Genomic DNA, 20,158 nt, shown 5'->3' with positions numbered 1-20,158 from the left:
TTAATCCTTCTACCTCCTTTAATTAATTACTCATCATCTTCTAATAAATTTGTTACATTAACCGTTATTTCTTTTGTAGTAGGGTTAATGCTTACATCCTCTCCATATCCTAATGATTTTACTTGAATAGTATCGTTTACTAATTTTAATGCTATTTCAACATGTTGATAATCTTGCAAAATTAACAAAGTATCTTCATTTGTCACAACATCATGTGATCCTTTTCCGTTAATAGTAACTTTCCAATCATTGAAGTACATTCTATCTTTCTCCTTTAATTAAATTTAAATATAAACGACTATGTAATGCTATATTAATGTATAAATAGTATGTATGAACTCGTAAGTGAAGCGGAAGATCAAATTATTTAAAAATCTTCATCTTCAATTTCTTCAGTGGGCAAACTTTTAATGTAATTCATTAATTCTTTAGTTTGTTTCCAACCAATTCTTTCTGTTTCTTTCATAAATTCATAAACTTGAAATGCACTAGCACCATAATATTCTTCTTCCTCTAGCAATAGGTCATCAATTTTATCTACTAGATTATTTCTTTTTATTCTTTCTTTGGAATAATGTTTTAAGATTTTATTTTCTGAAATTACATCTTTAACCAAAAAATAAGCAGTACGTATTAAATCTGGATATTCATTCTCTAGTAGTTCCTCATGTTCTACACTCCAAAAACCAAGATTTAAAGCAGTTTTATAAGATAAATTCAAATGATTAAAATGCTTTTCATCTTTTAACCTTTTTAAAAGTGCAATTGCCTCTTTGTCATTATTAATTGGATAATCTCTTTTATCGCTATATCTAGTTATATAATCAATTGAAACATCAAAAAAATTAGCCATTTCTTGTAACAGACCAAGTTGAGGACTTCTTTTCCCTGTTTCGTATTGGCTTAAAGTGTTATCTCTTATATTAAATTCTTTTGCTAATTGTTTAAGTGTCATCCCTTTTTCTTTTCTGAGTTCGGCTATTCTATTATCCATGATTATATTCCTCCTTAAAAATAATTATAACTACAATTCAGTAATAATTCCATATTTAATTCACAAAATGAGAATTTATCTATTGACACTCACAAAATGAGAATTATATAATATTCACATATCGTGAGTATGGAGGTGGATATATGTTTGATATTGATATTGACTTTGCTAAAAAAGTTAGAAAATTAAGAGCAGAAAAAAAGCTTACTTTAGCGACAGCTTCAAATGAAATAGGTATTTCTGCTAAATCTTTATCTTTAATTGAAAATGAAAAAAAATCAAAGATAAATAAAACAACATATCAAAAAGTTATGAACTGGTTGATTAATAACTAATTAAGGAGGCTTCTAAATGAGTACACCGATTTTAAGCGAAGCCGCTTCAATCGAGTTAGCAAACGGTATATTAAAAATTGCCGAGCAAATCGCCCAACAAAAACTAGAACAACAACAGAAGCGGTGGCTTACACAAACAGAAGTAAGAAAGCTATACCGATGTACACATAGTGATGTAACTGAATGGGAGCGTTTAGGACTTACTAAACGTAAACAGGGACGAAGTTATTACTATGATCGACAAGAGATAGAACAATTTTTAGAAAGACAAAAATATTAAAGAAATCTTGCCCGCAGCGAGAGATGTTAAGTAGTAGTATCAGTCAAATAACTGGAGGTGCTATATGATTAAGCAAATTTTCAAAGATAATGAAATTAGATTTATAGAAAAAGACGGGGAACATTGGGCAATAGCAAGTGACGTAGCCACGATATTAGGTTTTAGGGATAGCAATACAGCAGTCAGATATTTACCCGAACACACAAGAGGTACACTCAAAGGGCGTACCACCTCAAATAAGAAATACTCAAGAAAATATCAAGATTATACAGTTATAAATGAAAAAGGTATATATAGATTAGTCATGCGTTCTAATAAATCCGAAGCGGAAGAGTTTCAAGATTGGATATGTGATTTACTGGTTGAGTTACGCAAAGCCACAGGCTTAGAAGATTATCAAGCCTTTAGAATGTTAGACAAAGAAAAGCAAAAAGAAGCTATGGCGATTGTTAAAAAAGCAAATAGTAATGTTAAGCCAGTAGATTTTATTAAACCTAATATGATAGCTAATAAGGCAGTTTCAACGCTATATGGCTTCAAAAAGGCAATTAAGAAAGGCGATATGACACCGCCAATGTTAGAAGCAAGACAAACCATACTTGATGATGTGGTTGCACTGACGGAGGCGAACAACCGCTTTAACCTAGGTATCAAAGTTAGTGAACGCATTTACAATAAATACAATGTTAGGACAGATAAATAAAGGGGGCGTTCAAAATGCTTAGATTTATAAATGAACTTATTTATATAAGTGCAATTACCATATTTATATGTATGTATAGTGAATTTCATTACGCAATAGCGTTTTATGGATTTGCTTCAATGGTAGCAATAATCAAATATGAGGTTGGTAAAGAAGAGATAGCTAATAAACGCATATAAGAGGTTTAGAGAGCAATTAAGTAAAAGACAGATAGAAAATCATAATAATATAAACCGCTTCAAATTGAGGCTATTAGGAGGAAATAGAATGAATTGGGAAGTTAAAGATTTATTTAGTGATTTGGAAGTTGTAAAAGACAGATTAGTAGATTTACACACAACACACCGATGGAGTGGAGATAGTATTTTTACAAAGCCAAGACTTGAAACTAAAGAAGACCGAATTAATTATTCATATAGTTACTTAGAGAACCGTATACAACATGAACAACATGGTGAATTATTACTCCTTTACGTTGAGGAACTAAGCAACTTAATAGATAGATTTAATGAATTAGACAAAAAAGAAACGTTATCAGCAACCGACCAAAGCACTGATAACGCTGATAAATAGTTAGGAAACTAAAAATCTATATGAAAGGATAACACTATGAGTGATATAAAACAATCAAGTAATGAATTAATTGAGCAACCTAGTTATTACTCTATTTTACCTGCTAACGTGAGATATGACAATCGTCTTAATGATAGCGAGATAGTATTATTTGCAGAAATAACAGCATTTAGTAATAAGTATGGCTATTGTACTGCTAGCGATGAGTATTTCGCTAGCTTGTACGGTCATAATGAATTAACGATATTAAATAGAATTAACCATTTAAGAAAACTAGGTTACTTAAAGATCACATATAAGTATATAGATAACGTATTACAAAGACAGATAGCACCAGTGTTATATGAAAGTGAGGGTGGTAACTATGAGTGATAGATTAATTGATGTTACAGGCGGATATGGAACAATTTATAAGCAAGTCATGAAAGAACCTAAATTAAGTATCGAAGCTAAAGCTATATATTGCTACTTATCTTCTTATGCTGGAGGTAAAGACATAGCCTTTCCTAGTGTGAGCCTTATTTGTCACGAATTAAATATAAGTAAAAACCGCTTCTATAAACATAGAAATGAATTAGTTGATAAACAAATTATTTCAGTAAAAAGAGAGCGTACTGAAAATGGTTTTAGTAAAAATATTTATACTATCAATCATCATTTCGTATGTCGCAATTTTGTAGACATACAAAACGTAGATATAAGAAACGTAGACATACAAAATGTAGATATACAAAATGAAGACACTAAGAATAACAGTATTAAGAAAAACAATATTAAGAATAACAAAGAGAAGAATAACAGTAGTAGTGACGACACAACAACAGCTTACGACTTTCTTTTGAATAATTTTGTTGAAATGCAAAACACTAATAAACAAAAAGAAGTAAGCAATCTCTTACAAGATATTAAAGATAATACGCTTGATGTAGTAAAGGTAGCTACTAACTATTGTAAGGAAAATAACAAAGGCCTTAATTACTTTATATCGGTTATTAGAAACTGGATTGATGAAAATATTGATAGCAAAGAAAAAGCAGAGGCTAAAGTAATGCCTAAAAAATCTAAAAGTCAAACTACTGATGATGTTATAGCAGCATATAAAAAAGAATTAGGTATAGGGGAAGAAAACGAAGTTAATAATAACGAAGATAGTAACCACGATCAACAGCAACCGCTTCATTCAACTAATGTATTTGATTTTTACCAAAGTAATGGCTTCGGTATTATACAGCCCACTATTACTGACCAAATAAACGCATGGGTAAATGACTTTAACGGTAACGAGGATATTATCATCGAAGCATTAAAAGAAGCGGCTACAAATAACGTCTATAAGTGGGCATATGTGAACAGTATTTTAAAAAACTGGTATCAAGACGGGATAAAGTCAGTTGACGATATAGAAGCTCGTAGAAAGCAAAGAGAAGCCATAAGCAACCGAGGTAAATCAAATAGCGGTAGTTACTTAAATAAGCTATTAAATAGCGAAGATGAAGCGTTTGATAATTCACAATACAAAGATTTATTTTAAGGAGGCGATATATTGAAAGTACTCACTGATATTGTAAAAGGTAGTCATAAAGTAGAAGTCATTGAACATCAGAGCGACTTAAAATGTAAACAATGTGGTAATAAGTACGATTATTATAAGTTTAAGAACGGATCTGAATTTAGATTTGGTTGTGATTGTGAAGCGATAAGAATAGCTAAAGAAAGTACACAAAACTATCAAGATAAACAAAAGCGTATAAGTATTGAGAATGTATTTAAACAGTCACTAACAAATGATGACTTATCAAATGCTATTTTCGATAACTATAAGCCTACAAATGCTAACCTTTTAGAAGCTAAACAGGAAATTCAGAAATATGCTGCTAACTTCTCGATAGACAATCCTAAATCGCTTTTATTACAAGGGAGTTTTGGAATAGGTAAAAGTCATTTAGCTATGTCAGTAGTGGAGCAAGTTAAGAAAAAAGGTTATACAGCGTTATTTATTGACGTTACTGAACTTATTACATCATATAGAGATACCTATAATAAAAAATCAGATGTTACAGAAAAAGAGTTAGATCAACTTATCAAAGATGTAGATTTACTTGTCATTGACGACTACGGTACTTCTCTCACACAGTACGGCATAAGTAAGATGTTTAGTGTAGCCAATCTAAGAACAGGTAAGAATAATATTATTACTACTAACAATGAAGCGTCAGAACTAGCTACTACGAAAGATATGGCGAAGATATTTAGCCGACTAATGAAGAATACGAAAGTAATTAAAATGCACGGTTCAGATTATAGATTGAAAGATTTTAAATCGTAATTAAGAGTTGCGGACTTTTTTGTCCGTGACTTCTTTTCACATTAAGGGAGGGGCTAAAATACCCCGTACAATTAATATGTTTTGAGTAATCGCTTGATAACTTATTTGTATCCAAATTCTAGAAACTTAAAATCTAAATAAAAATTACATGTTAGAGCTTGTTTAAGGGCAATTATTAAAAATTGGTATAAAATATCGAAATAAAAGATAAAGCTTCTAAAATGAGCTGTTAGAGTGTTTAAAATTGATTTTATAGAATAAGTTAGAACGTTCTCGTAAAAAAATAGAGGGGGAACTAAACATGATAGCTTCAAAAGAAGATAAGCAAGCAATCATTGATGCATGGAGCGTACTATTTGAAGATAACGACTATTTAGCGCTTATCAGTGAACTAGATACTATACTTAATCAAACTAAAGACATGATTAAACAAGGTTACAGCATAGATAGTATAGATGATGAGCAGTTACCTAAAATTGATAAGCTAGAGGATAAATTTAAGGCGTTTGCAGTGCATAAATTACAAAGTATTAATAATCAATTATGTAATATGCAAAGCCAAGCGTTAGAGAGGGATATAGATGATCCACAAGCCGAAATTATTAAGCGGCAAGACTTACAAGCTAGGTTATCCCTTATAACCAACAACGAAGCGATTGCTCTTATAAAACACTTAGCACCAACTGATACTAAAATATATGAAATATATCTATATGAGAACTTAATAAATAACCGCTTCAATGAGTTAGAGAAGAAGCATATAGCAAAAGACTTCGAGAAACTTAAAGAAAAGGTGTTATATCCTTATTCAGATGAGATTGAGTATAAAAGGTTGGTAAGTGAAAGAAACACGTTAAACACGCTTAAAATGTATTATTTGGGAATACCAGCAACTAGAGATGAAGCGGGCTATATTGGTGTACGTTCAGTTAAACAACGTTACTTAGATGTATTAAGCAATAATGAATAGGAGTGTATGAATGAATATTAAACGAGTGAAACATTGTTTATATTACCGTGAAGCAAAGATAACAGAATATGCACTATTAACGGAATTTAGTCCGCAGTTTATAAATTCAAAGATAAAAGGTATCAAATTGCAAATAGAAGCAATGTATTACTTAAATATCTCTCATTCATCTTCTAGTGATGTATTTGGGTTTGTATCGGTATCATATCCATTAGAGAAACTTGTTATACATATACTAGAAGAAAAGGCTAAGCTAAACGCATATATTAAACGATCAAGTAAGAAGCTAACACTATTTAAAGAAGTGGTTAAAGGATATACACCAAGCGAACAAAAAGAAATAATGTATTACATTCGTTCTAATGGTGCAACAGTAGATAGTGAACTGATTAACCGTTTAAGATGTGATTTATATAAAGCAATTCATTCACATAAAGTGGGTGTTAAGGTGTGAAGTATGATAGAGAAGCGATTAAACGATTTGTAAAAGAATATCATAATACGACTACGATTGATGTTAAAGAGAGTGAGTTAGATATTGATAACTTCTTTGAAATTAATGATGATGTTGAAGCGGTAGAAGTCGATGATAATATCGACAATCAAATCTTTTTTAATGAACTAGAGCAAATTGTAGATAGAGTGGGAACAGATAAAGAATACTTTGTATTTTATTTATTGTGTCAGGGTAAGTCGTTAAACGAAGTAGGAAAAGTATTTAATTTTTCGGGAGAACGCATTAGACAAATGTATAACGGTTTGCTAGATAAGATTGTAAATGAAGCCAGTTAATACCCCCCACTCTAAACATTTAAAGAGTAAAAGGGTTATTGGAGAACGGCGAGGGGTGTCTACTCTCCAAATTTATTATTTTTTTCACGCGTGAGGGGGGTGGGGTATCAATTATGAAATTGTTGGAAAATGTTGGACAAATTCAAATAGGGGCATTCAAATCCCCCCGCCTATTATTGTTATTTTGTTATATCGTTTGTTCACTTTTCTTTCAATGAAAGTATCAATAAGATTTTAAAAATGTGGGGAAATGTTGGGATAAAATCCTTTAATAATAAGCTATTGCTTGTAAGTAAGCAGTAGCTTTTTTCTTTAACTTTTTTTAACATTTACGAGATTTTAAATTAGTAAAAACCTTGAGGCTCTTAGGAATGCTACCTATCACTTTGTTTAGATGTTAAATTGCTGCATTTAGATCATAATTGTCCGACATGATGAAATGATTCCCCGGGGAATCATTTAGGGATTTCAATTTGTTGCACCGGTGCAACATTTAAAGAATGCGACGACATCCTCGTATTTAATTTAAAAATTGTGTTCAGGCGCAAATATCCAAAATGTAGGAAAGATTTTGAGAGATAACCTAGCAAATCTTAGCACGAAAAAGCTGTTACTTAATAATGAGTAGCAACTTATTTGATTAGACTTTTTTGACTAAGCAAAGCTATCTCTCATAAAAAGTTTGAGCTTATTAAAGTTGATCATTTTTGGATTTGTACTTTTAATTAATGCTAAATAATGCAAAATTTAAGAGGTTTCAAATACTGCCTAACGTGAACTATACCAACGTATCTAGCAAATTTGAAATTTTAAAAATTAACATTGAGAAAAAGAGAGTAATCAAGCAAAGAAACGACATTAACGACGGGTTAAAAAAGAACATAGTCAATTTTGTCTTTATACCTTTAATTAACTTTAATTTTCGAGAGATTTAAAACTATATAGAAGTTATGAGCATCTAAGTGTAGAAAATGATTATTAAGTTTAATAATTAAAATCGACTAAAATACTACATATTACTGCATTTTATATTAGGTTTTCTTAGGTAGTTAAGCGTACATTGAATGTTAAGTATTGTTAAGCTGCATTGAATAAGTGGGTGCTAAATTATGAAAGATGATGAAGAATTTTAAAGAATAAAGGGGTTATAAAGTGATGAGAAAAGGTAGAGGTAGTCGAGTTTTTAGTGAATAGATAGTAAATTTGATTTCTATAAAAAATTAAGACTATCCAATTTTGGATTGTCCTTTAATACATCTGAAATAATCATCAGAACCCAAATTTGGGTTTTGCTTCAAAACTATTAAATAATTAGCAGAGCTCAATTTTGAGCTTTGTAAAAATACAAAGGTTTCCTAAAGGTAGAGCAAATATAAAATGTACAAGGTTTGTGCAAGATAAGTAAAAAAATAGTGCGATTTTAGATAGGTACAAAAATTTATGTTGTCAAAAAATCGTAAGGTTTTCGTAAGGTAGTCAGAAATGGGAAGATTTTGGGAAGGTAGTAAAAAACGATAAGGTTATATAAAGGTTACAAAGAAATAAACGTAAGTTTTCGTAAGATAGTAGCGTTTTTTAAGCCTATTTAAACTACTTAACATATATTAGGTATAAAGTATCAATACTACTATTAGAGGCTTTCTAAAACGATCTCTGGAGCTTATAAGAGATAAACCGCTTCTATATGTTAAAACCTTACATTTACTTACTCAATATAAAGATTAATTATCTTATATATTCTATTATTAGTACTAGGTACTAAAATAACTTTAAAAAACTTGAAATATAGAGGGGTATTACTTTGCTAATGATTGAAAGACACGATATTAAGAAGTTAGAGGACTATATAGAACGTATAGAGCAGTATCGCAAAGAAATGAAGTTTACTCACTTTGAATTGCTAAATGATACCAACAACGAAATAAACAGTGTAGTTATGAAAAATAAATATGAGAGATTATGTAATATTGTTAATGGTGTAGATCAACTCATAGATGAAGCGGACAAAGAAACCAAAGAAATTATGCGTTTTAGATATTGGGAGTGTCCGATTGGTTGTTATGAGTGGCAAGATATAGCCGACTACTTCGGTATAAGTAAAACAAGCATGCTGCGTAAACGTGACGCTATAATCAGACGTTTAGCAACGCTTATAGGATATGTGTAAAGTTTAATTATGATTAAGTACTAAATAAGAGTTTAATTTGTTAGTATCTAAAGTAAAGGTTTGTTTTTCTGATTTTTAAATTTAGCTCATATTTGCGTTTTAAGAGCTGTTAAATAAAATATATATGAAATTCTCTAAATGCTCTAAAAAGTATCTTAAATTTGCAAATAAGGGTATTTAAAAGGAGAGATTTAAATCATGAAAATAAGTCAGTGGATAATAAGTTTAGTAGTTGGAATTTTGATATTTTTAGTTGTTTTTTTTATAGGAGATAACTCATTCTCTGTGGCTTTATTATGTGGAGTTGTTGGTTTTATTGGTAATGCGTTAATTGGTTGGAATGCTAGACGAAAAATGTAAGTCATGCATATATGTCGAGAAAATTTATTGATGTTGAGTGGAACTATTTTGGAATAAAGCAATTTTATTTTTTGAGAAGAAAACAAAAGGAGTTTTTACATGAAATTCGGAAATTACAAAATTGATTCGTTTTACTTAATTATGATTATAGGTTTTTTAGTTACTTCTTTATTTTTTCCATTTATGCTTTTATCTGTTCTTGTCTTATTGATTATTGGTTTAGAAAAAGTTGATAAAGAGGGTTAATTTTTGGTTTTGCTTTTTGAAACGAGTTTCTTCTTGTCTTGATACTATGTAGAAATCATTTTTTAAAAATATGAATAGATACTGATATATCAATGTTTCTCTTTGCTTTTTTATATTTTAAGAGACGTTAAATAGTTCATAAACTATATAGAATACCCTAAATGCTCTAAAAAGTATCTTAAAATTGCAAATAAGGGTATTTTAAAATTCAATAACTCTTGTAATAAAATATTAAAAAAAGGAGTTTTTTTATGAATGCTGGTTTGTTTTTGATAATTGCTATTTGTTGTGGTTTGTTACCAATTATAATTTCTGTAAACGAAAAAAATAAGAAGAATAAAAAGAGGTAGAACACGCATTTATACCGAGAAACTTATTGTACGTTGAGAAGAACTGTTAATTAAATTACAAATATATATAGTGAATGTACTATCCGACAATTCGTTGATTTTGGTTTAATAAAGCATTTAGAATAAAGCAATGTTGATTTATGAATTTTTGAGTAGAAGGGAGTTTTTTATGAATAGTAATTATATTTCTATCGCTTTTTTAAATGAAATACCATTGTTTGATCGTAACTTTTCTTTGATAAAACATGAATTTGAACAATGGAATCAAGAGTATGAGGCTTTTAATTTTGAGTTCAATGGAGTTGAATTTAAAAGTCGATTAGCTAAAAAAACTCCTAAAAAATCAGGTTATTTTGTTGCGTTTTGGTGCAAGAATGAAATTAATAAAAACAGACCTTTTAATTTTGACGAATCAAAAGATAAGTTAATTATTAATATTTTAGATGAATCTAAAAAAGGTCAATTTATATTTCCTAAAGAGCTATTAGTTAAAAAAGGAATTATTAGTTCGGAAAAACATAAAGGAAAAATGGCTATTCGTGTTTATCCTAGTTGGGAACAAAGTTTAAATAAAATAGCAGTTAGTACACAAAAATGGCAAATCCCGTATTTTTTAGATTTTAGTAAGGGTTTTGATAAGAAAAAAATTAAGGAATTATATTTAGGTTGAGTTTGGTTTTAGAAAAGAGTTTTTTCGTGTTTTGATGTTAATACTAAGATGAAAATAAATGTAAGTGTGACGTTTATTTATAAAAAGTAAGCGTTTTCTATTTACATTTAGAGCCATTTATAAGATAATAATCTCAGCTACTAAAATTTACTACTCAAAATCGAGTATCCTTTAATAAACTGACTGTATCCTTTGGGTGCAGTCTTTTTATTTATAACTTGTCAAAACTTTACATTTCACACAATAACAAATGGACTTAAAAGTCAGTCCGCTTGCAAGCAGTACCTTAAAATAAGGAAGTGGTTTGATAAAAGAATAAAGGGTGCCCCAAATTAGGGGTACCTTTTTGTGTATAACCGATCCAAATGTGGCTTCGTTAAATGTGTTTATAAGTGGACGTATTATCATTTTTTAATATCCCCAAATTTGAGGATATTAATTTATTGCTCAATCTAAATGTACTGAGTAAATATACTTTCTCAGCTCAAAAGTGAGCTCAGTAATATAAGTACATTTACTAAAACCAAATTTGGGTTAAGTGAATATATTGGAAGTTGCGTTCCGCTTCTAAAAGCTGATACGTTAAGTTACCGTATTAGAAAAAACAAAAGCGAGCTTATTAATCAATAAAAAGCTGACGCACTAAGTTAGTGCATTAGAAAACGAAAATATTCGTTCTCTAAAATTAAGACGAATACAGCCGAAATATAGGCTCAATAGAATATAAATAGAAAACCGAAATGTCGGTTATCTAATTCTGAAAAGCCGTTTGTGGCTTCTCTGCGTAGTCAAAATGGCAACGCAGCTATTTCTTAACTAAATAGCGTTTTATATAGATTATCTATGTACCTAAATTGAGTACGCAGCTTATATAATGATCTAGTAGTGAGTTTTATTCCCAAAATGTTGGGAATGAGAATGTAAACAATTTATAGATACTGTAAAGGTTATAGACAATGTATAAATTTAATGTGTATAATGACGTTAGAAGTGGTTCCCTTACAAAGCACTTCAATATTTTATTTTTCTTAATATAAGTCATTTTTTACCTTGCTATGTCCTTTGGGCATAGCTTTTATTTTGCTTTAAACAAATATTAAAATAATGATATACTAACAATAGAGGTTTAAGACCTCTCACTTCTTTACGTACATATAGAGTTTTCACTCTACTTCAACTACAATGGGGCTAACCTTAATTGGTTAGCTTCTTTTTTTGCGTAAAAAAGCACTCTCAACTTAGCTCATGACGGACTAAGTGAGAGTGTAGATGAAAAGTAAGGAGTGAAACATTTTTATTAATTTATTACATTTATGCATACAAGTTAATGATTTTTATTTTAATAGTGTGGCTAAATAAAAATTAGTGTGTAATAATGATAATTGAGATTGTCTAACTGGCGATTCTTTCCTTTCCACTAAGTATTTCTTCTCCATCGAAAATACTGTATGTTTAGGCAATCTCAACACTTTAAAAGCTTTCATAAATAGCATAACTCTTTAGGGGCGTAAAGCCCCTTTTTGTATGCGAAAAAAGTCTCACTAGTACATGACTAGTAAGACTAAGTTCAATGAAAGAAATGTTGTCTATAACTTATATTAACATACAGTCGTTTCAATTAATACAATTACGTTTGTATTATACTAACGTAACAATTCGTGACGGTAGCTGCATGAACAATTCATTCAGTCATGTATAAAAGGGAGTAGGGAAACACGACGCCCTTTGTTAGTTGATCTAAGTAAGGGATGAACGAAACGGTATCCCCCTTATTCATGGGGTCGTGAAACGCTACCCCATGTGTCGTAACTTGTGACGTTAGGTAAGTGAATATAGCAACCGCTTCGATACATAGACATATTCCCAATTTAGATATGTGTTAATACACAGGTGCAGTCCTAAATTAGGATTGCAGCATTAACCAGCTTGTCGATTTAGCAATGTGGTTTAAAGTAATGTATAAATGAAACAGAATTAAATAAACAATACTTAAATGCAGATTTCCATATTGATGATATAGGTGGTTTTGAGGAATAAAAATAAAGTATAATGATGCGTACTTTATAGTATAAATAAACAAATAGTGATAATATTTAATTGAAAAATAAAAATAAAGGGGGATGACATGAGCAATCTAATAAGATTAGAAAATGCATGTGTTTTTATTACAGCTGTTAGTGTTTATTTTATATTTGATTTTTCGTTATGGATCTTTTTACTATTTCTATTAGTTCCAGATATTTCCATGATTGGGTATGTTGTTAATAAAGATATTGGTAGTAAAATATATAATTTAGGTCATACTTATGTTCTACCTATCATTATTACTTTGTTGTATTTACTTACTAAAGAAGAAGTGATATTACAAATGTCTTTAATATGGTTGGCACATATCAGTATGGATAGAACTATAGGATATGGACTTAAATATGCATTAGGGTTTGATAAAACTACTATTCAAAAAGTTTAAGGATTAATTATAATAAGCACCAAGCCTTTGTGGTTTGGTGTTTTGTATTAAAAAGTATAAATAAAGTTTGACAATTGATATAAAGTGATTGTTTTTAACAACGTATAATATTATAATTGCTATACAACATGTAATACTACATTCGTCAAATGAATATAAAAACATATAAAATAAATTTATTACGGTGACAGCGTTATAACGCTGTTATTTTTATGCTAAACAATTCAATAAAATTGAATTAAATAGGAGAGATAGTATGAGTACTTTAACTATTAATAAATATTCAGATAATAAAATTAAAAATATATTAAGCAAAAAATTATCAAAACTTAATAGTTCGGAAAAAGAAGTTGCGGAGGACTTTATTGAATATCCTCGTTTGAATTTTCAAAATACAGAAATAATTGCTACAATACTTAATGTTTCTCCAAATGAACTATTTGAAAAAAAAGAAATAAGTGCGGCAACATTAAATTATAGAAATAAAAATCATGATTCTTTTAATGCTCAAATAGATGATTTGTTACAGTTAATAGGCGAGATAGATAAACAATATAAATATTATGGTGATAATCATGAAAATGAATGAAGAAAAAGTAATTCGAAAGGCAATGGATTTTAGAAGGAATATTCTTGGTTTACGAGACGATGAAAGTATATCTGATTTTGAACAGCTCGTTGAAAAAGCGGGCTTTTTTTTATTAATCAGTTCTTTTCCAAGCGAATATGATAACCAAAATGAAAAGGGTTTTTTATATTCAGGTGAAAATATTGAGTTTATATTTATAAATAATACTAGTTATTATTGTACACAAAATTTTACTGTTTGGCATGAGGTCTATCATTCAATAGAGGGGCATGATGATTTTGAATTTAAGGATGATAACTCAAAAAAAATAATAGAAAAAGAAGCTGATCTTTTTGCTGCAACTATACTTATACCTCCTGAAACACTTAGAGTACGTTTAAATAAAAAAATTGGTGAAAATCGTATATATATATCTGATATACATAAATTATCTATTGAATTTAATTGTCATTATGAGGTTGCGTACATGCAAATAAAAAGAACTTTTCCTAGATTCTATAAAAGTAATAAATATTTTAAGAATTTATATAAATCTTCTAATAACTTTGCTTATTTAAAAGACGAAGAAATATACAAAATAGAAGAATTAAGAAAAAATAAAAATTATTATCTGAGTCCAAAAGTAGTGGATATACTACTAAATAATTACGAAAAAGGTATAATATCTGAAGAAAGACTTGAAAAGATTATTAGTAAAATAAAGGAGGTTACAAATATTGAATATTGAACCTCATGGATTTTGTGATACTAATATTTTTGTTGATTTTTCTTTAACAGATAAATTTTTGAATTTCATAGATAAATTTAAAAAACTAAATATTGCTGATGCTGTCCATACTGAATTATTAGATTGGTCAAGAGATAATTATGATTATTCTTATATTTATAATAATTTGATAGAACAAATAAAAAAAGAAAACATATTGTTAATAGAATTTAAGAAATTCTCACCGTTGCAACAAGAAATTATTGAGAGAAGATTGGAAGGTATTAATGAATTATTGGAAAACTTATCTCAAGAAAAAAAGAAACACCTTAATAAAGGTGAAATTGTAAGTGCTGTTTACGCAGAGGTAACTAACGCTCCATTTATTCAATCAAATGATAAATTTCCGGGTGAATTGAAAAATAGTGAGTTTAAAAACATAGTTTTTTTGAATAGAAGAGATATACTTAAAGAATTATGTGTATCTTTTAAAGAAGTAGAACATTATGATAGGGAAATTAATAAAGAAAGAGATAAGATGAATCTTTCTTTTAAAAAAAGTAAAGAAGTAGAAAAATCTAAATTACCTATAGATGACAAAGGAAAAAATGATTTACTAGAATTAAAAGAAAAATTGGAGAATAATAATTTAAATAATTAATGAGTAACTGTATAAAAATATCAATAATAGTAGGGAATATTAAAGCTGAGAAACGTCCTGTGTTGCAGTAAGAATTTGATTTGTGTATTTATATAAGTAAATGAGTAAGATCTTTTATGCGAATCTAAATACTAATTTTTATTGTTATTGAGGGCTTTAAAAATCGTATATAAATCATATACAATAATATATGATGTACTAATAAACGCTTTATTAATAGCGTTCTGTGTACTATTTAACGCGTCTAAAAATAATAAAAGGGCATAAAAAGGGCAATAATAAGGAACAAAGGGAAAAAGTATTAAATAGTTAGCATACGGACAAGTTAAATAAATCTTTTATATTTTATAACGTCACTCGTAAGTGACGTTTTTTTATTTTGAATACGTTTTGAATACGTTATTTAAAAATATACATTAAACATGAGTAAAAATAATGATATGAAAAGCTAAAATAACAATGTTTATAAATCGTTATAAACATATATAAAATATACTTATTGTTGGAGAGTAGTCGTACCAGAATATAAATAATAGAGAATTTAATTAGCTAGAAACGCTGAAATAAAGCAGTTTCTAGCTTTTTGTTATATTCTTCGTTATCTTTCTTATAACTACATTAGTAACGAGCAATCTTTTATTCATTAGTATCGCTTCATTTATTTTACTTATTCAATTAGTCATTTCTTATAATCGTTTTGAAAACAGAAAGCACTCGTAACTTAATACACAAATAAAAAGATCAACATTAGTTGGTCTTTTTTAATGAAATAAATTGTTATATTAAAAATCTGAAATAATAAATAGCTATTTACCGTCTAAATGACGCCCTATATAACCTAAAATTGAACCAATAACGAAAAGCAATATAATATATATTATATTTGATAATTGATTATCTAAATCTAACGATGGTTGAATAAAAAAGTAGCAATAATAACTATTATTAAAAATATAACACCAGCAATTAATCTATATCTTAGTGTACGCATTTTTGTTCCCCTTATCTTTACCATATTGTTGTGCTTCACATTTAGCAGTATTCATTTTGAATTGAAAATTGTGAAGATAGATTTGGCAGTGACAAACTTTATGCATTAACTTCAGTTCTACTTTATCAATGTATATAAAAAATAGTAATTACATCATTACAAAAATACCATATTTAACTAACATATCTAGAAATTTTAGAAAGATAAATAATGTGATAGTTTGAAAATATAAAGTAAGAAAGGGGAGGAATCTAATGCCTCAAGTTATAATGTTGATTATAACTATCATTTGTATACTATATATTGTTTATTGTTTAGTAAAAGACAAACCAATTATTAATGTGTTTATTGCGGCTGTAGTACAATCAATTTTGCTTTTTTTAGTACGTTTTCTTTGGGTTAAAGAATCTTTTAGTCAATCAATTATAGCTTCGTTTGACTTAATAACGATTATATTTGTAATTATTTATGTAATATATAAGTTGGCAAAGAGGTAAAAGAATTGAGAGATATTGTAAGTTACTCAAGAAATAAGGTTAATGAAGTAATCTCTAAATATGAAGATAAACTGGTTAAATTAAAAAGTAATCCAGTAGTTTATGAATTGAAAGACAGTTATGTAGAAGAATTGCTTTCGATTGAATTGAATTAATTACTTTAATAACAGATTTGCATGTTAAATAATCATTTACGCAAGAATGCCCAAAAATTTCTAAATGAAGCTAAACTATAGGTATAAGACAAATATACAAGGAGTGAAATCAAATGGTAGACGTATTCGGCTTCATTAAAAAAGTCATCGATTTAGTAAGTGGCATTCTTGTACACGGCGAACCTAAATAAGTTGTTAAATTGTATAGTAAATACCTCCTAAAAGTTAGATGAAATTCTAACATTTAGGAGGTATTTTTTTAATAAGAACGACCCCACTAATCTATTGACTAATGGGGTAAGCTTTTACGATTTATGAAATTGAATAACCGTACTTAATTTTACCCACCTATAATAGTTGTAAACTACATATTTTGATAAAAAATTAGATTTTTTATCAAATAGCATGTTCAAATGTTATATTATTGTTAAAAGTAATATGTTCCACTTTAAAAAATAAAAGAAAGGTGATAAATATTATGATTATTCGTGCGATAAAAGAATTTATCAAAGGTGCTAAAAAAGGTGTAAATGAAGCAAAAGAAAATCCAGAGAAATTTGAATATGGCGTATCTAAGGAAGAGGCGCGTCGTAGAAAATTTAGAGAAGACCGTAATAACCAAAAAGATAATAATTAAAAATCACAGCTTTGCTCCACCCATTTCACATTTCTATGCGAATCATAGCTATCTATATTACAATAGAAACGTTATAAATTTTGAGTGGTAGGAGTGTTAGTTGAAATGGAATGGATATTATTTGATAAAGACGGAACATTAATTGAATTTGATAAGAGCTGGGAGAAGATTGGCGTTCGTCTTGTAGACAGCTTTTTAGATAAATTTCCAATTGCTGATAAAGAAGCGGCACATCGCCAACTTGGAGTTATTGATGATGCGATTGTGCCGAATTCAGTCATGGGCTCTGGATCTTTAGATGACATGGTAAAAGCGTTTAGTGATATAGCGGGTGAAGATGTTTCGGATTGGACACGTAATACAAGTCAAGATCTTGTAGATAATCGAGTACCAGAGAATAACTGGATTGATGGTGTTTATGAAACGGTTAAAGCCTTGAAAAATGAAGGCTACAAAATTGGTATTGTTACTAGTGATTCTCGAAAAGGTGTCATGCAATTTTTAGAAGATACAGATTCAAAAGATGCTTTTGACCTAGTCATTTCTACTGAAACACATGCAGCAGAAAAACCTAATCCAGCAGTACTGAATCCATTATTCGATCACTATGATGTTAGACCTGCAGACGTTGCTATCGTAGGCGATACCAACAATGATATGAAAACAAAAGTAAATGCAGAATTAGGCTTAGCAATCGGCGTATTAAGTGGCATTGCTAAAAAAGAAGAACTAGAAGATGCAGATTATATCATCGATACAGCTGTAGACGTACCTAAAATATTAAAACAACACAGCGAAAAATAATTATATTTAAAAATTATAATAAATACACAAAACGCCTGCACAATTCGACTGATTGTGCAGGCGTTCTCTCTATTATCTATTATCTACATTACGATACGTATTAATAATGTGCGCAATTTTATCAATGATTGGGTCTAAAGAATCAGGATTTTCATGAATATCATACTCATTAATATTAATACGAACTACAGGACATGCATTAAAGTTATTAATCCAGTTCTCATAACGTTTAAATAATTTTTGCCAATATTCAGGATCGGTATTAATCTCCATATCTCGACCACGACGCTTAATACGCTCAATAACCTCATCATAATCACATTCTAAATAAATCAATACATCTGGCTTTGGAAAATATGGCGTCATTACCATTGCATTAAATAATTCTGAATACGTCTTAAAGTCATCCGCACTCATCGTACCTTGTTCTTCATGCATCTTCGCAAAGATATCTACATCTTCATAAATTGAACGATCTTGGATAAAACCGCCACCATATTCAAACATACGTTTTTGTTCTTTAAATCGCTCTGCTAAAAAATAAATTTGTAAATGAAAACTCCAACGCTCAAAATCATCATAGAATTTATCTAAATAAGGATTATGGTCTACATTTTCAAAAGAAGTTTTAAAATTCAATTTGTCAGCCAACGCCTGTGTTAACGTTGACTTTCCTACACCCACTGTCCCAGCAATTGTAATAATTGCATTCTGGGGTATGCCATAATTATTCATGTTCACTATCTCCTATCATTGGTTTAATTTGTTCTAAAATATTCTGATAATCTGCTTCATTATTAACAAAATCAATGTCACTCGTATTAATTAATACCACATTTGCGCCTTCTTGTTTTAGAGCTTCATACAATGCTAAATAATCTCTTTTTAAATTTAATAAATAATTATCTTCAATTTGATGCTCAAAACTACGATTACGTTTGGCAATACGCTTTTTCAAAATATTTAAATCAGCATCTAGGAAAATAATCATATTTGGCATTTCAATATCTTCTGTCAAAATATCAAAAATACGATTGAATTTATCAAATTCTGCATCGTCTAAAGTATTACGGGCAAAAAGTTTATTCTTATAAATGTGATAATCACTCACAACACCTTGTGTCATTTCTGCAATATCTTTGGCTTGTTTATAGCGATTACATAAGAAGAACATTTCTGTTTGAAAGCTCCATTTAGAAATGTCATCGTAAAAATCTGATAAAAAAGGGTTCTCGTCAATAATTTCTTTTTCTTCATAATAATTCAAAGTTTGGCTAAGTTTATGAGCTAAAGAAGATTTACCTACACCGATAGGACCTTCGATTGCGATAAATGGTTTATTCATAATCACATCTCCAAATGTTAAAATAGACAATGAGTATTGTATCACAAGTGAGGTAGGACACACATGGTAAATGATGAATATTACATGAATTTAGCGATTGAGGAAGCGGAGAAAGCACAACAGCTTGGCGAGGTTCCTATTGGGGCAATTATTGTAAAAGATGATGAAATTATAGCGCGTGCGCACAATTTAAGAGAAACTGCACAACAGCCAACTGCACACGCGGAACATATCGCGATTGAACGTGCTTCGAAAGTAGTGGGAAGTTGGCGTTTGGAAGATTGCACGTTGTATGTCACGCTTGAACCATGTGTGATGTGTGCGGGAGCGATTGTAATGAGCCGTATTCCTAAAGTGGTATTCGGCGCTATGGATCCTAAAGGTGGATGTAGTGGTAGTTTAATGAATTTACTTGAAGAACCTCGCTTTAATCACAGAGCCTCGGTAATTACGGGTGTTCTTGAAAATGAATGTGGTGATTTGTTGCGTAACTTTTTCCGAGAACTACGTGCGAAGAAGTCTAAAACAAACATTTAG

28 protein-coding genes are annotated in these 20,158 nt (G+C 29.4%); 22 read left to right on the top strand and 6 right to left on the bottom strand.

Features of this window, described 5'->3' with window-relative positions; translation table 11 throughout:
* Nucleotides 1-26: 26 nt before the first annotated feature.
* Together LIX58_RS02970 and LIX58_RS02965 are read right to left on the bottom strand one after the other, a co-directional pair.
* Nucleotides 27-260, bottom strand: coding sequence for a hypothetical protein (locus LIX58_RS02970; protein ID WP_002468636.1), 234 nt, complete (start codon nt 258-260; stop codon nt 27-29).
* A gap of 107 nt (nt 261-367) precedes the next feature.
* Complete coding sequence (locus LIX58_RS02965; RefSeq protein WP_226386064.1) at nt 368-994, bottom strand: helix-turn-helix domain-containing protein; 627 nt, start codon at nt 992-994, stop codon at nt 368-370.
* Nucleotides 995-1,137: 143 nt separating this feature from the next.
* Between LIX58_RS02965 and LIX58_RS02960 the strand changes: the two genes are divergently transcribed.
* The 14 genes from LIX58_RS02960 to LIX58_RS02895 all read left to right on the top strand — a co-directional run bounded on the left by LIX58_RS02960 (nt 1,138) and on the right by LIX58_RS02895 (nt 10,766).
* Nucleotides 1,138-1,329, top strand: a complete 192-nt coding sequence (locus LIX58_RS02960; protein WP_161388594.1) for a helix-turn-helix domain-containing protein — start codon at nt 1,138-1,140, stop codon at nt 1,327-1,329.
* A 16-nt stretch (nt 1,330-1,345) separates the two neighbouring features.
* Complete coding sequence (locus tag LIX58_RS02955; protein WP_226386063.1) at nt 1,346-1,609, top strand: helix-turn-helix domain-containing protein; 264 nt, start codon at nt 1,346-1,348, stop codon at nt 1,607-1,609.
* A gap of 64 nt (nt 1,610-1,673) precedes the next feature.
* The gene (locus LIX58_RS02950) at nt 1,674-2,312 is read left to right on the top strand and encodes a Bro-N domain-containing protein (protein WP_226386062.1); all 639 of its coding nucleotides are present in this window, start codon (nt 1,674-1,676) and stop codon (nt 2,310-2,312) included.
* Between the two features lie 267 nt (nt 2,313-2,579).
* Complete coding sequence (gene tscT, locus LIX58_RS02945; protein ID WP_226386061.1) at nt 2,580-2,885, top strand: type II toxin-antitoxin system toxin TscT; 306 nt, start codon at nt 2,580-2,582, stop codon at nt 2,883-2,885.
* A gap of 36 nt (nt 2,886-2,921) precedes the next feature.
* Nucleotides 2,922-3,257 carry a helix-turn-helix domain-containing protein gene (locus LIX58_RS02940; protein WP_318976207.1) on the top strand — a complete coding sequence of 112 codons (336 nt, stop codon included), beginning with the start codon at nt 2,922-2,924 and terminating at the stop codon, nt 3,255-3,257.
* Entirely contained in the window at nt 3,250-4,416 is a 1,167-nt protein-coding gene (locus LIX58_RS02935; protein ID WP_226386060.1) for a DnaD domain protein, read from the top strand. The genes LIX58_RS02940 and LIX58_RS02935 overlap by 8 nt, the downstream gene beginning before the upstream one ends.
* Nucleotides 4,417-4,428: 12 nt before the next feature.
* Nucleotides 4,429-5,211, top strand: a complete 783-nt coding sequence (locus tag LIX58_RS02930) for an ATP-binding protein (protein ID WP_226386059.1) — start codon at nt 4,429-4,431, stop codon at nt 5,209-5,211.
* Nucleotides 5,212-5,512: 301 nt separating this feature from the next.
* Nucleotides 5,513-6,181, top strand: a complete 669-nt coding sequence (locus LIX58_RS02925; protein WP_226386058.1) for a hypothetical protein — start codon at nt 5,513-5,515, stop codon at nt 6,179-6,181.
* A 10-nt stretch (nt 6,182-6,191) separates the two neighbouring features.
* Nucleotides 6,192-6,635, top strand: a complete 444-nt coding sequence (locus LIX58_RS02920; RefSeq protein ID WP_226386057.1) for a pathogenicity island protein — start codon at nt 6,192-6,194, stop codon at nt 6,633-6,635.
* Complete coding sequence (locus LIX58_RS02915; protein ID WP_226386056.1) at nt 6,632-6,973, top strand: RNA polymerase subunit sigma-70; 342 nt, start codon at nt 6,632-6,634, stop codon at nt 6,971-6,973. The genes LIX58_RS02920 and LIX58_RS02915 overlap by 4 nt, the downstream gene beginning before the upstream one ends.
* A gap of 1,801 nt (nt 6,974-8,774) precedes the next feature.
* Complete coding sequence (locus LIX58_RS02910; protein ID WP_143129819.1) at nt 8,775-9,140, top strand: transcriptional regulator; 366 nt, start codon at nt 8,775-8,777, stop codon at nt 9,138-9,140.
* 198 nt (nt 9,141-9,338) lie between these two features.
* Nucleotides 9,339-9,500: a hypothetical protein gene (locus LIX58_RS02905; protein WP_168210225.1), complete on the top strand. Its 162-nt coding sequence runs from the start codon at nt 9,339-9,341 to the stop codon at nt 9,498-9,500.
* A 99-nt stretch (nt 9,501-9,599) separates the two neighbouring features.
* A complete protein-coding gene (locus tag LIX58_RS02900; RefSeq protein ID WP_185956992.1) occupies nt 9,600-9,746 on the top strand; it encodes a hypothetical protein in 147 nt (48 codons plus the stop codon).
* Nucleotides 9,747-10,265: 519 nt separating this feature from the next.
* Nucleotides 10,266-10,766, top strand: a complete 501-nt coding sequence (locus LIX58_RS02895; RefSeq protein WP_226386055.1) for a MepB family protein — start codon at nt 10,266-10,268, stop codon at nt 10,764-10,766.
* Between the two features lie 1,334 nt (nt 10,767-12,100).
* Here LIX58_RS02895 and LIX58_RS02890 read toward each other — a convergent pair.
* On the bottom strand, nt 12,101-12,250 hold the full coding sequence (locus tag LIX58_RS02890) for a hypothetical protein (RefSeq protein ID WP_186311540.1): 150 nt from the start codon (nt 12,248-12,250) through the stop codon (nt 12,101-12,103).
* A gap of 641 nt (nt 12,251-12,891) precedes the next feature.
* On the opposite strand from LIX58_RS02890, the gene LIX58_RS02885 reads away from it, so the two are divergent.
* From LIX58_RS02885 to LIX58_RS02870, 4 genes are all read left to right on the top strand, one after another.
* Nucleotides 12,892-13,236: a DUF4260 domain-containing protein gene (locus LIX58_RS02885; protein ID WP_226386054.1), complete on the top strand. Its 345-nt coding sequence runs from the start codon at nt 12,892-12,894 to the stop codon at nt 13,234-13,236.
* 256 nt (nt 13,237-13,492) lie between these two features.
* Complete coding sequence (locus LIX58_RS02880; protein ID WP_226386053.1) at nt 13,493-13,825, top strand: hypothetical protein; 333 nt, start codon at nt 13,493-13,495, stop codon at nt 13,823-13,825.
* Nucleotides 13,818-14,552, top strand: coding sequence for an ImmA/IrrE family metallo-endopeptidase (locus LIX58_RS02875; RefSeq protein ID WP_226386052.1), 735 nt, complete (start codon nt 13,818-13,820; stop codon nt 14,550-14,552). The genes LIX58_RS02880 and LIX58_RS02875 overlap by 8 nt, the downstream gene beginning before the upstream one ends.
* Complete coding sequence (locus LIX58_RS02870; RefSeq protein WP_226386051.1) at nt 14,542-15,192, top strand: hypothetical protein; 651 nt, start codon at nt 14,542-14,544, stop codon at nt 15,190-15,192. Before LIX58_RS02875 ends, LIX58_RS02870 begins: the two co-directional genes overlap by 11 nt.
* A gap of 971 nt (nt 15,193-16,163) precedes the next feature.
* Here the strand turns inward: LIX58_RS02870 and LIX58_RS12625 are convergent.
* Nucleotides 16,164-16,289 carry a BPTI/Kunitz-type proteinase inhibitor domain-containing protein gene (locus LIX58_RS12625; RefSeq protein ID WP_371869285.1) on the bottom strand — a complete coding sequence of 42 codons (126 nt, stop codon included), beginning with the start codon at nt 16,287-16,289 and terminating at the stop codon, nt 16,164-16,166.
* Nucleotides 16,290-16,685: 396 nt separating this feature from the next.
* Between LIX58_RS12625 and LIX58_RS02865 the strand changes: the two genes are divergently transcribed.
* From LIX58_RS02865 to LIX58_RS02855, 3 genes are all read left to right on the top strand, one after another.
* Nucleotides 16,686-16,835, top strand: coding sequence for a hypothetical protein (locus tag LIX58_RS02865; RefSeq protein WP_168210246.1), 150 nt, complete (start codon nt 16,686-16,688; stop codon nt 16,833-16,835).
* Between the two features lie 478 nt (nt 16,836-17,313).
* Nucleotides 17,314-17,472 (top strand): hypothetical protein, encoded by a 159-nt coding sequence (locus LIX58_RS02860; RefSeq protein ID WP_168210247.1) that lies wholly within the window; start codon nt 17,314-17,316, stop codon nt 17,470-17,472.
* 105 nt (nt 17,473-17,577) lie between these two features.
* Nucleotides 17,578-18,276 (top strand): HAD family hydrolase, encoded by a 699-nt coding sequence (locus LIX58_RS02855; protein ID WP_154838076.1) that lies wholly within the window; start codon nt 17,578-17,580, stop codon nt 18,274-18,276.
* A 72-nt stretch (nt 18,277-18,348) separates the two neighbouring features.
* Here LIX58_RS02855 and LIX58_RS02850 read toward each other — a convergent pair whose 3' ends face one another.
* Both LIX58_RS02850 and LIX58_RS02845 read right to left on the bottom strand, forming a co-directional pair.
* Nucleotides 18,349-19,011: a deoxynucleoside kinase gene (locus LIX58_RS02850; protein ID WP_126565994.1), complete on the bottom strand. Its 663-nt coding sequence runs from the start codon at nt 19,009-19,011 to the stop codon at nt 18,349-18,351.
* Nucleotides 19,004-19,621: a deoxynucleoside kinase gene (locus LIX58_RS02845; RefSeq protein WP_126565991.1), complete on the bottom strand. Its 618-nt coding sequence runs from the start codon at nt 19,619-19,621 to the stop codon at nt 19,004-19,006. Before LIX58_RS02845 ends, LIX58_RS02850 begins: the two co-directional genes overlap by 8 nt.
* A 63-nt stretch (nt 19,622-19,684) precedes the next feature.
* On the opposite strand from LIX58_RS02845, the gene tadA reads away from it, so the two are divergent.
* Nucleotides 19,685-20,158: a tRNA adenosine(34) deaminase TadA gene (tadA, locus tag LIX58_RS02840; RefSeq protein ID WP_126565989.1), complete on the top strand. Its 474-nt coding sequence runs from the start codon at nt 19,685-19,687 to the stop codon at nt 20,156-20,158.

Origin of the sequence: Staphylococcus sp. Marseille-Q1834, from assembly GCF_916858875.1 — a bacterium.
In the GTDB taxonomy this organism is placed as follows: Bacteria; Bacillota; Bacilli; order Staphylococcales; family Staphylococcaceae; genus Staphylococcus; species Staphylococcus pragensis.
This window is presented reverse-complemented; position numbering and strand designations above follow the sequence as displayed.

What these genes read in the sequence shown, in the direction of transcription:
- LIX58_RS02905 (WP_168210225.1), top strand. Translation starts at nt 9,339, where the DNA reads ATGAAAATAAGTCAGTGGATAATAAGTTTAGTAGTTGGAATTTTGATA.
- LIX58_RS02940 (WP_318976207.1), top strand. Translation starts at nt 2,922, where the DNA reads ATGAGTGATATAAAACAATCAAGTAATGAATTAATTGAGCAACCTAGT.
- LIX58_RS02920 (WP_226386057.1), top strand. Translation starts at nt 6,192, where the DNA reads ATGAATATTAAACGAGTGAAACATTGTTTATATTACCGTGAAGCAAAG.
- LIX58_RS02880 (WP_226386053.1), top strand. Translation starts at nt 13,493, where the DNA reads ATGAGTACTTTAACTATTAATAAATATTCAGATAATAAAATTAAAAAT.
- LIX58_RS02965 (WP_226386064.1), bottom strand. Translation starts at nt 994, where the DNA reads ATGGATAATAGAATAGCCGAACTCAGAAAAGAAAAAGGGATGACACTT.
- LIX58_RS02900 (WP_185956992.1), top strand. Translation starts at nt 9,600, where the DNA reads ATGAAATTCGGAAATTACAAAATTGATTCGTTTTACTTAATTATGATT.
- LIX58_RS02860 (WP_168210247.1), top strand. Translation starts at nt 17,314, where the DNA reads ATGATTATTCGTGCGATAAAAGAATTTATCAAAGGTGCTAAAAAAGGT.
- LIX58_RS02875 (WP_226386052.1), top strand. Translation starts at nt 13,818, where the DNA reads ATGAATGAAGAAAAAGTAATTCGAAAGGCAATGGATTTTAGAAGGAAT.
- LIX58_RS02855 (WP_154838076.1), top strand. Translation starts at nt 17,578, where the DNA reads ATGGAATGGATATTATTTGATAAAGACGGAACATTAATTGAATTTGAT.
- LIX58_RS12625 (WP_371869285.1), bottom strand. Translation starts at nt 16,289, where the DNA reads ATGCATAAAGTTTGTCACTGCCAAATCTATCTTCACAATTTTCAATTC.
- LIX58_RS02970 (WP_002468636.1), bottom strand. Translation starts at nt 260, where the DNA reads ATGTACTTCAATGATTGGAAAGTTACTATTAACGGAAAAGGATCACAT.
- LIX58_RS02950 (WP_226386062.1), top strand. Translation starts at nt 1,674, where the DNA reads ATGATTAAGCAAATTTTCAAAGATAATGAAATTAGATTTATAGAAAAA.
- LIX58_RS02885 (WP_226386054.1), top strand. Translation starts at nt 12,892, where the DNA reads ATGAGCAATCTAATAAGATTAGAAAATGCATGTGTTTTTATTACAGCT.
- LIX58_RS02890 (WP_186311540.1), bottom strand. Translation starts at nt 12,250, where the DNA reads ATGAAAGCTTTTAAAGTGTTGAGATTGCCTAAACATACAGTATTTTCG.
- LIX58_RS02845 (WP_126565991.1), bottom strand. Translation starts at nt 19,621, where the DNA reads ATGAATAAACCATTTATCGCAATCGAAGGTCCTATCGGTGTAGGTAAA.
- LIX58_RS02935 (WP_226386060.1), top strand. Translation starts at nt 3,250, where the DNA reads ATGAGTGATAGATTAATTGATGTTACAGGCGGATATGGAACAATTTAT.
- tscT (WP_226386061.1), top strand. Translation starts at nt 2,580, where the DNA reads ATGAATTGGGAAGTTAAAGATTTATTTAGTGATTTGGAAGTTGTAAAA.
- LIX58_RS02850 (WP_126565994.1), bottom strand. Translation starts at nt 19,011, where the DNA reads ATGAATAATTATGGCATACCCCAGAATGCAATTATTACAATTGCTGGG.
- LIX58_RS02895 (WP_226386055.1), top strand. Translation starts at nt 10,266, where the DNA reads ATGAATAGTAATTATATTTCTATCGCTTTTTTAAATGAAATACCATTG.
- tadA (WP_126565989.1), top strand. Translation starts at nt 19,685, where the DNA reads ATGGTAAATGATGAATATTACATGAATTTAGCGATTGAGGAAGCGGAG.
- LIX58_RS02925 (WP_226386058.1), top strand. Translation starts at nt 5,513, where the DNA reads ATGATAGCTTCAAAAGAAGATAAGCAAGCAATCATTGATGCATGGAGC.
- LIX58_RS02960 (WP_161388594.1), top strand. Translation starts at nt 1,138, where the DNA reads ATGTTTGATATTGATATTGACTTTGCTAAAAAAGTTAGAAAATTAAGA.
- LIX58_RS02955 (WP_226386063.1), top strand. Translation starts at nt 1,346, where the DNA reads ATGAGTACACCGATTTTAAGCGAAGCCGCTTCAATCGAGTTAGCAAAC.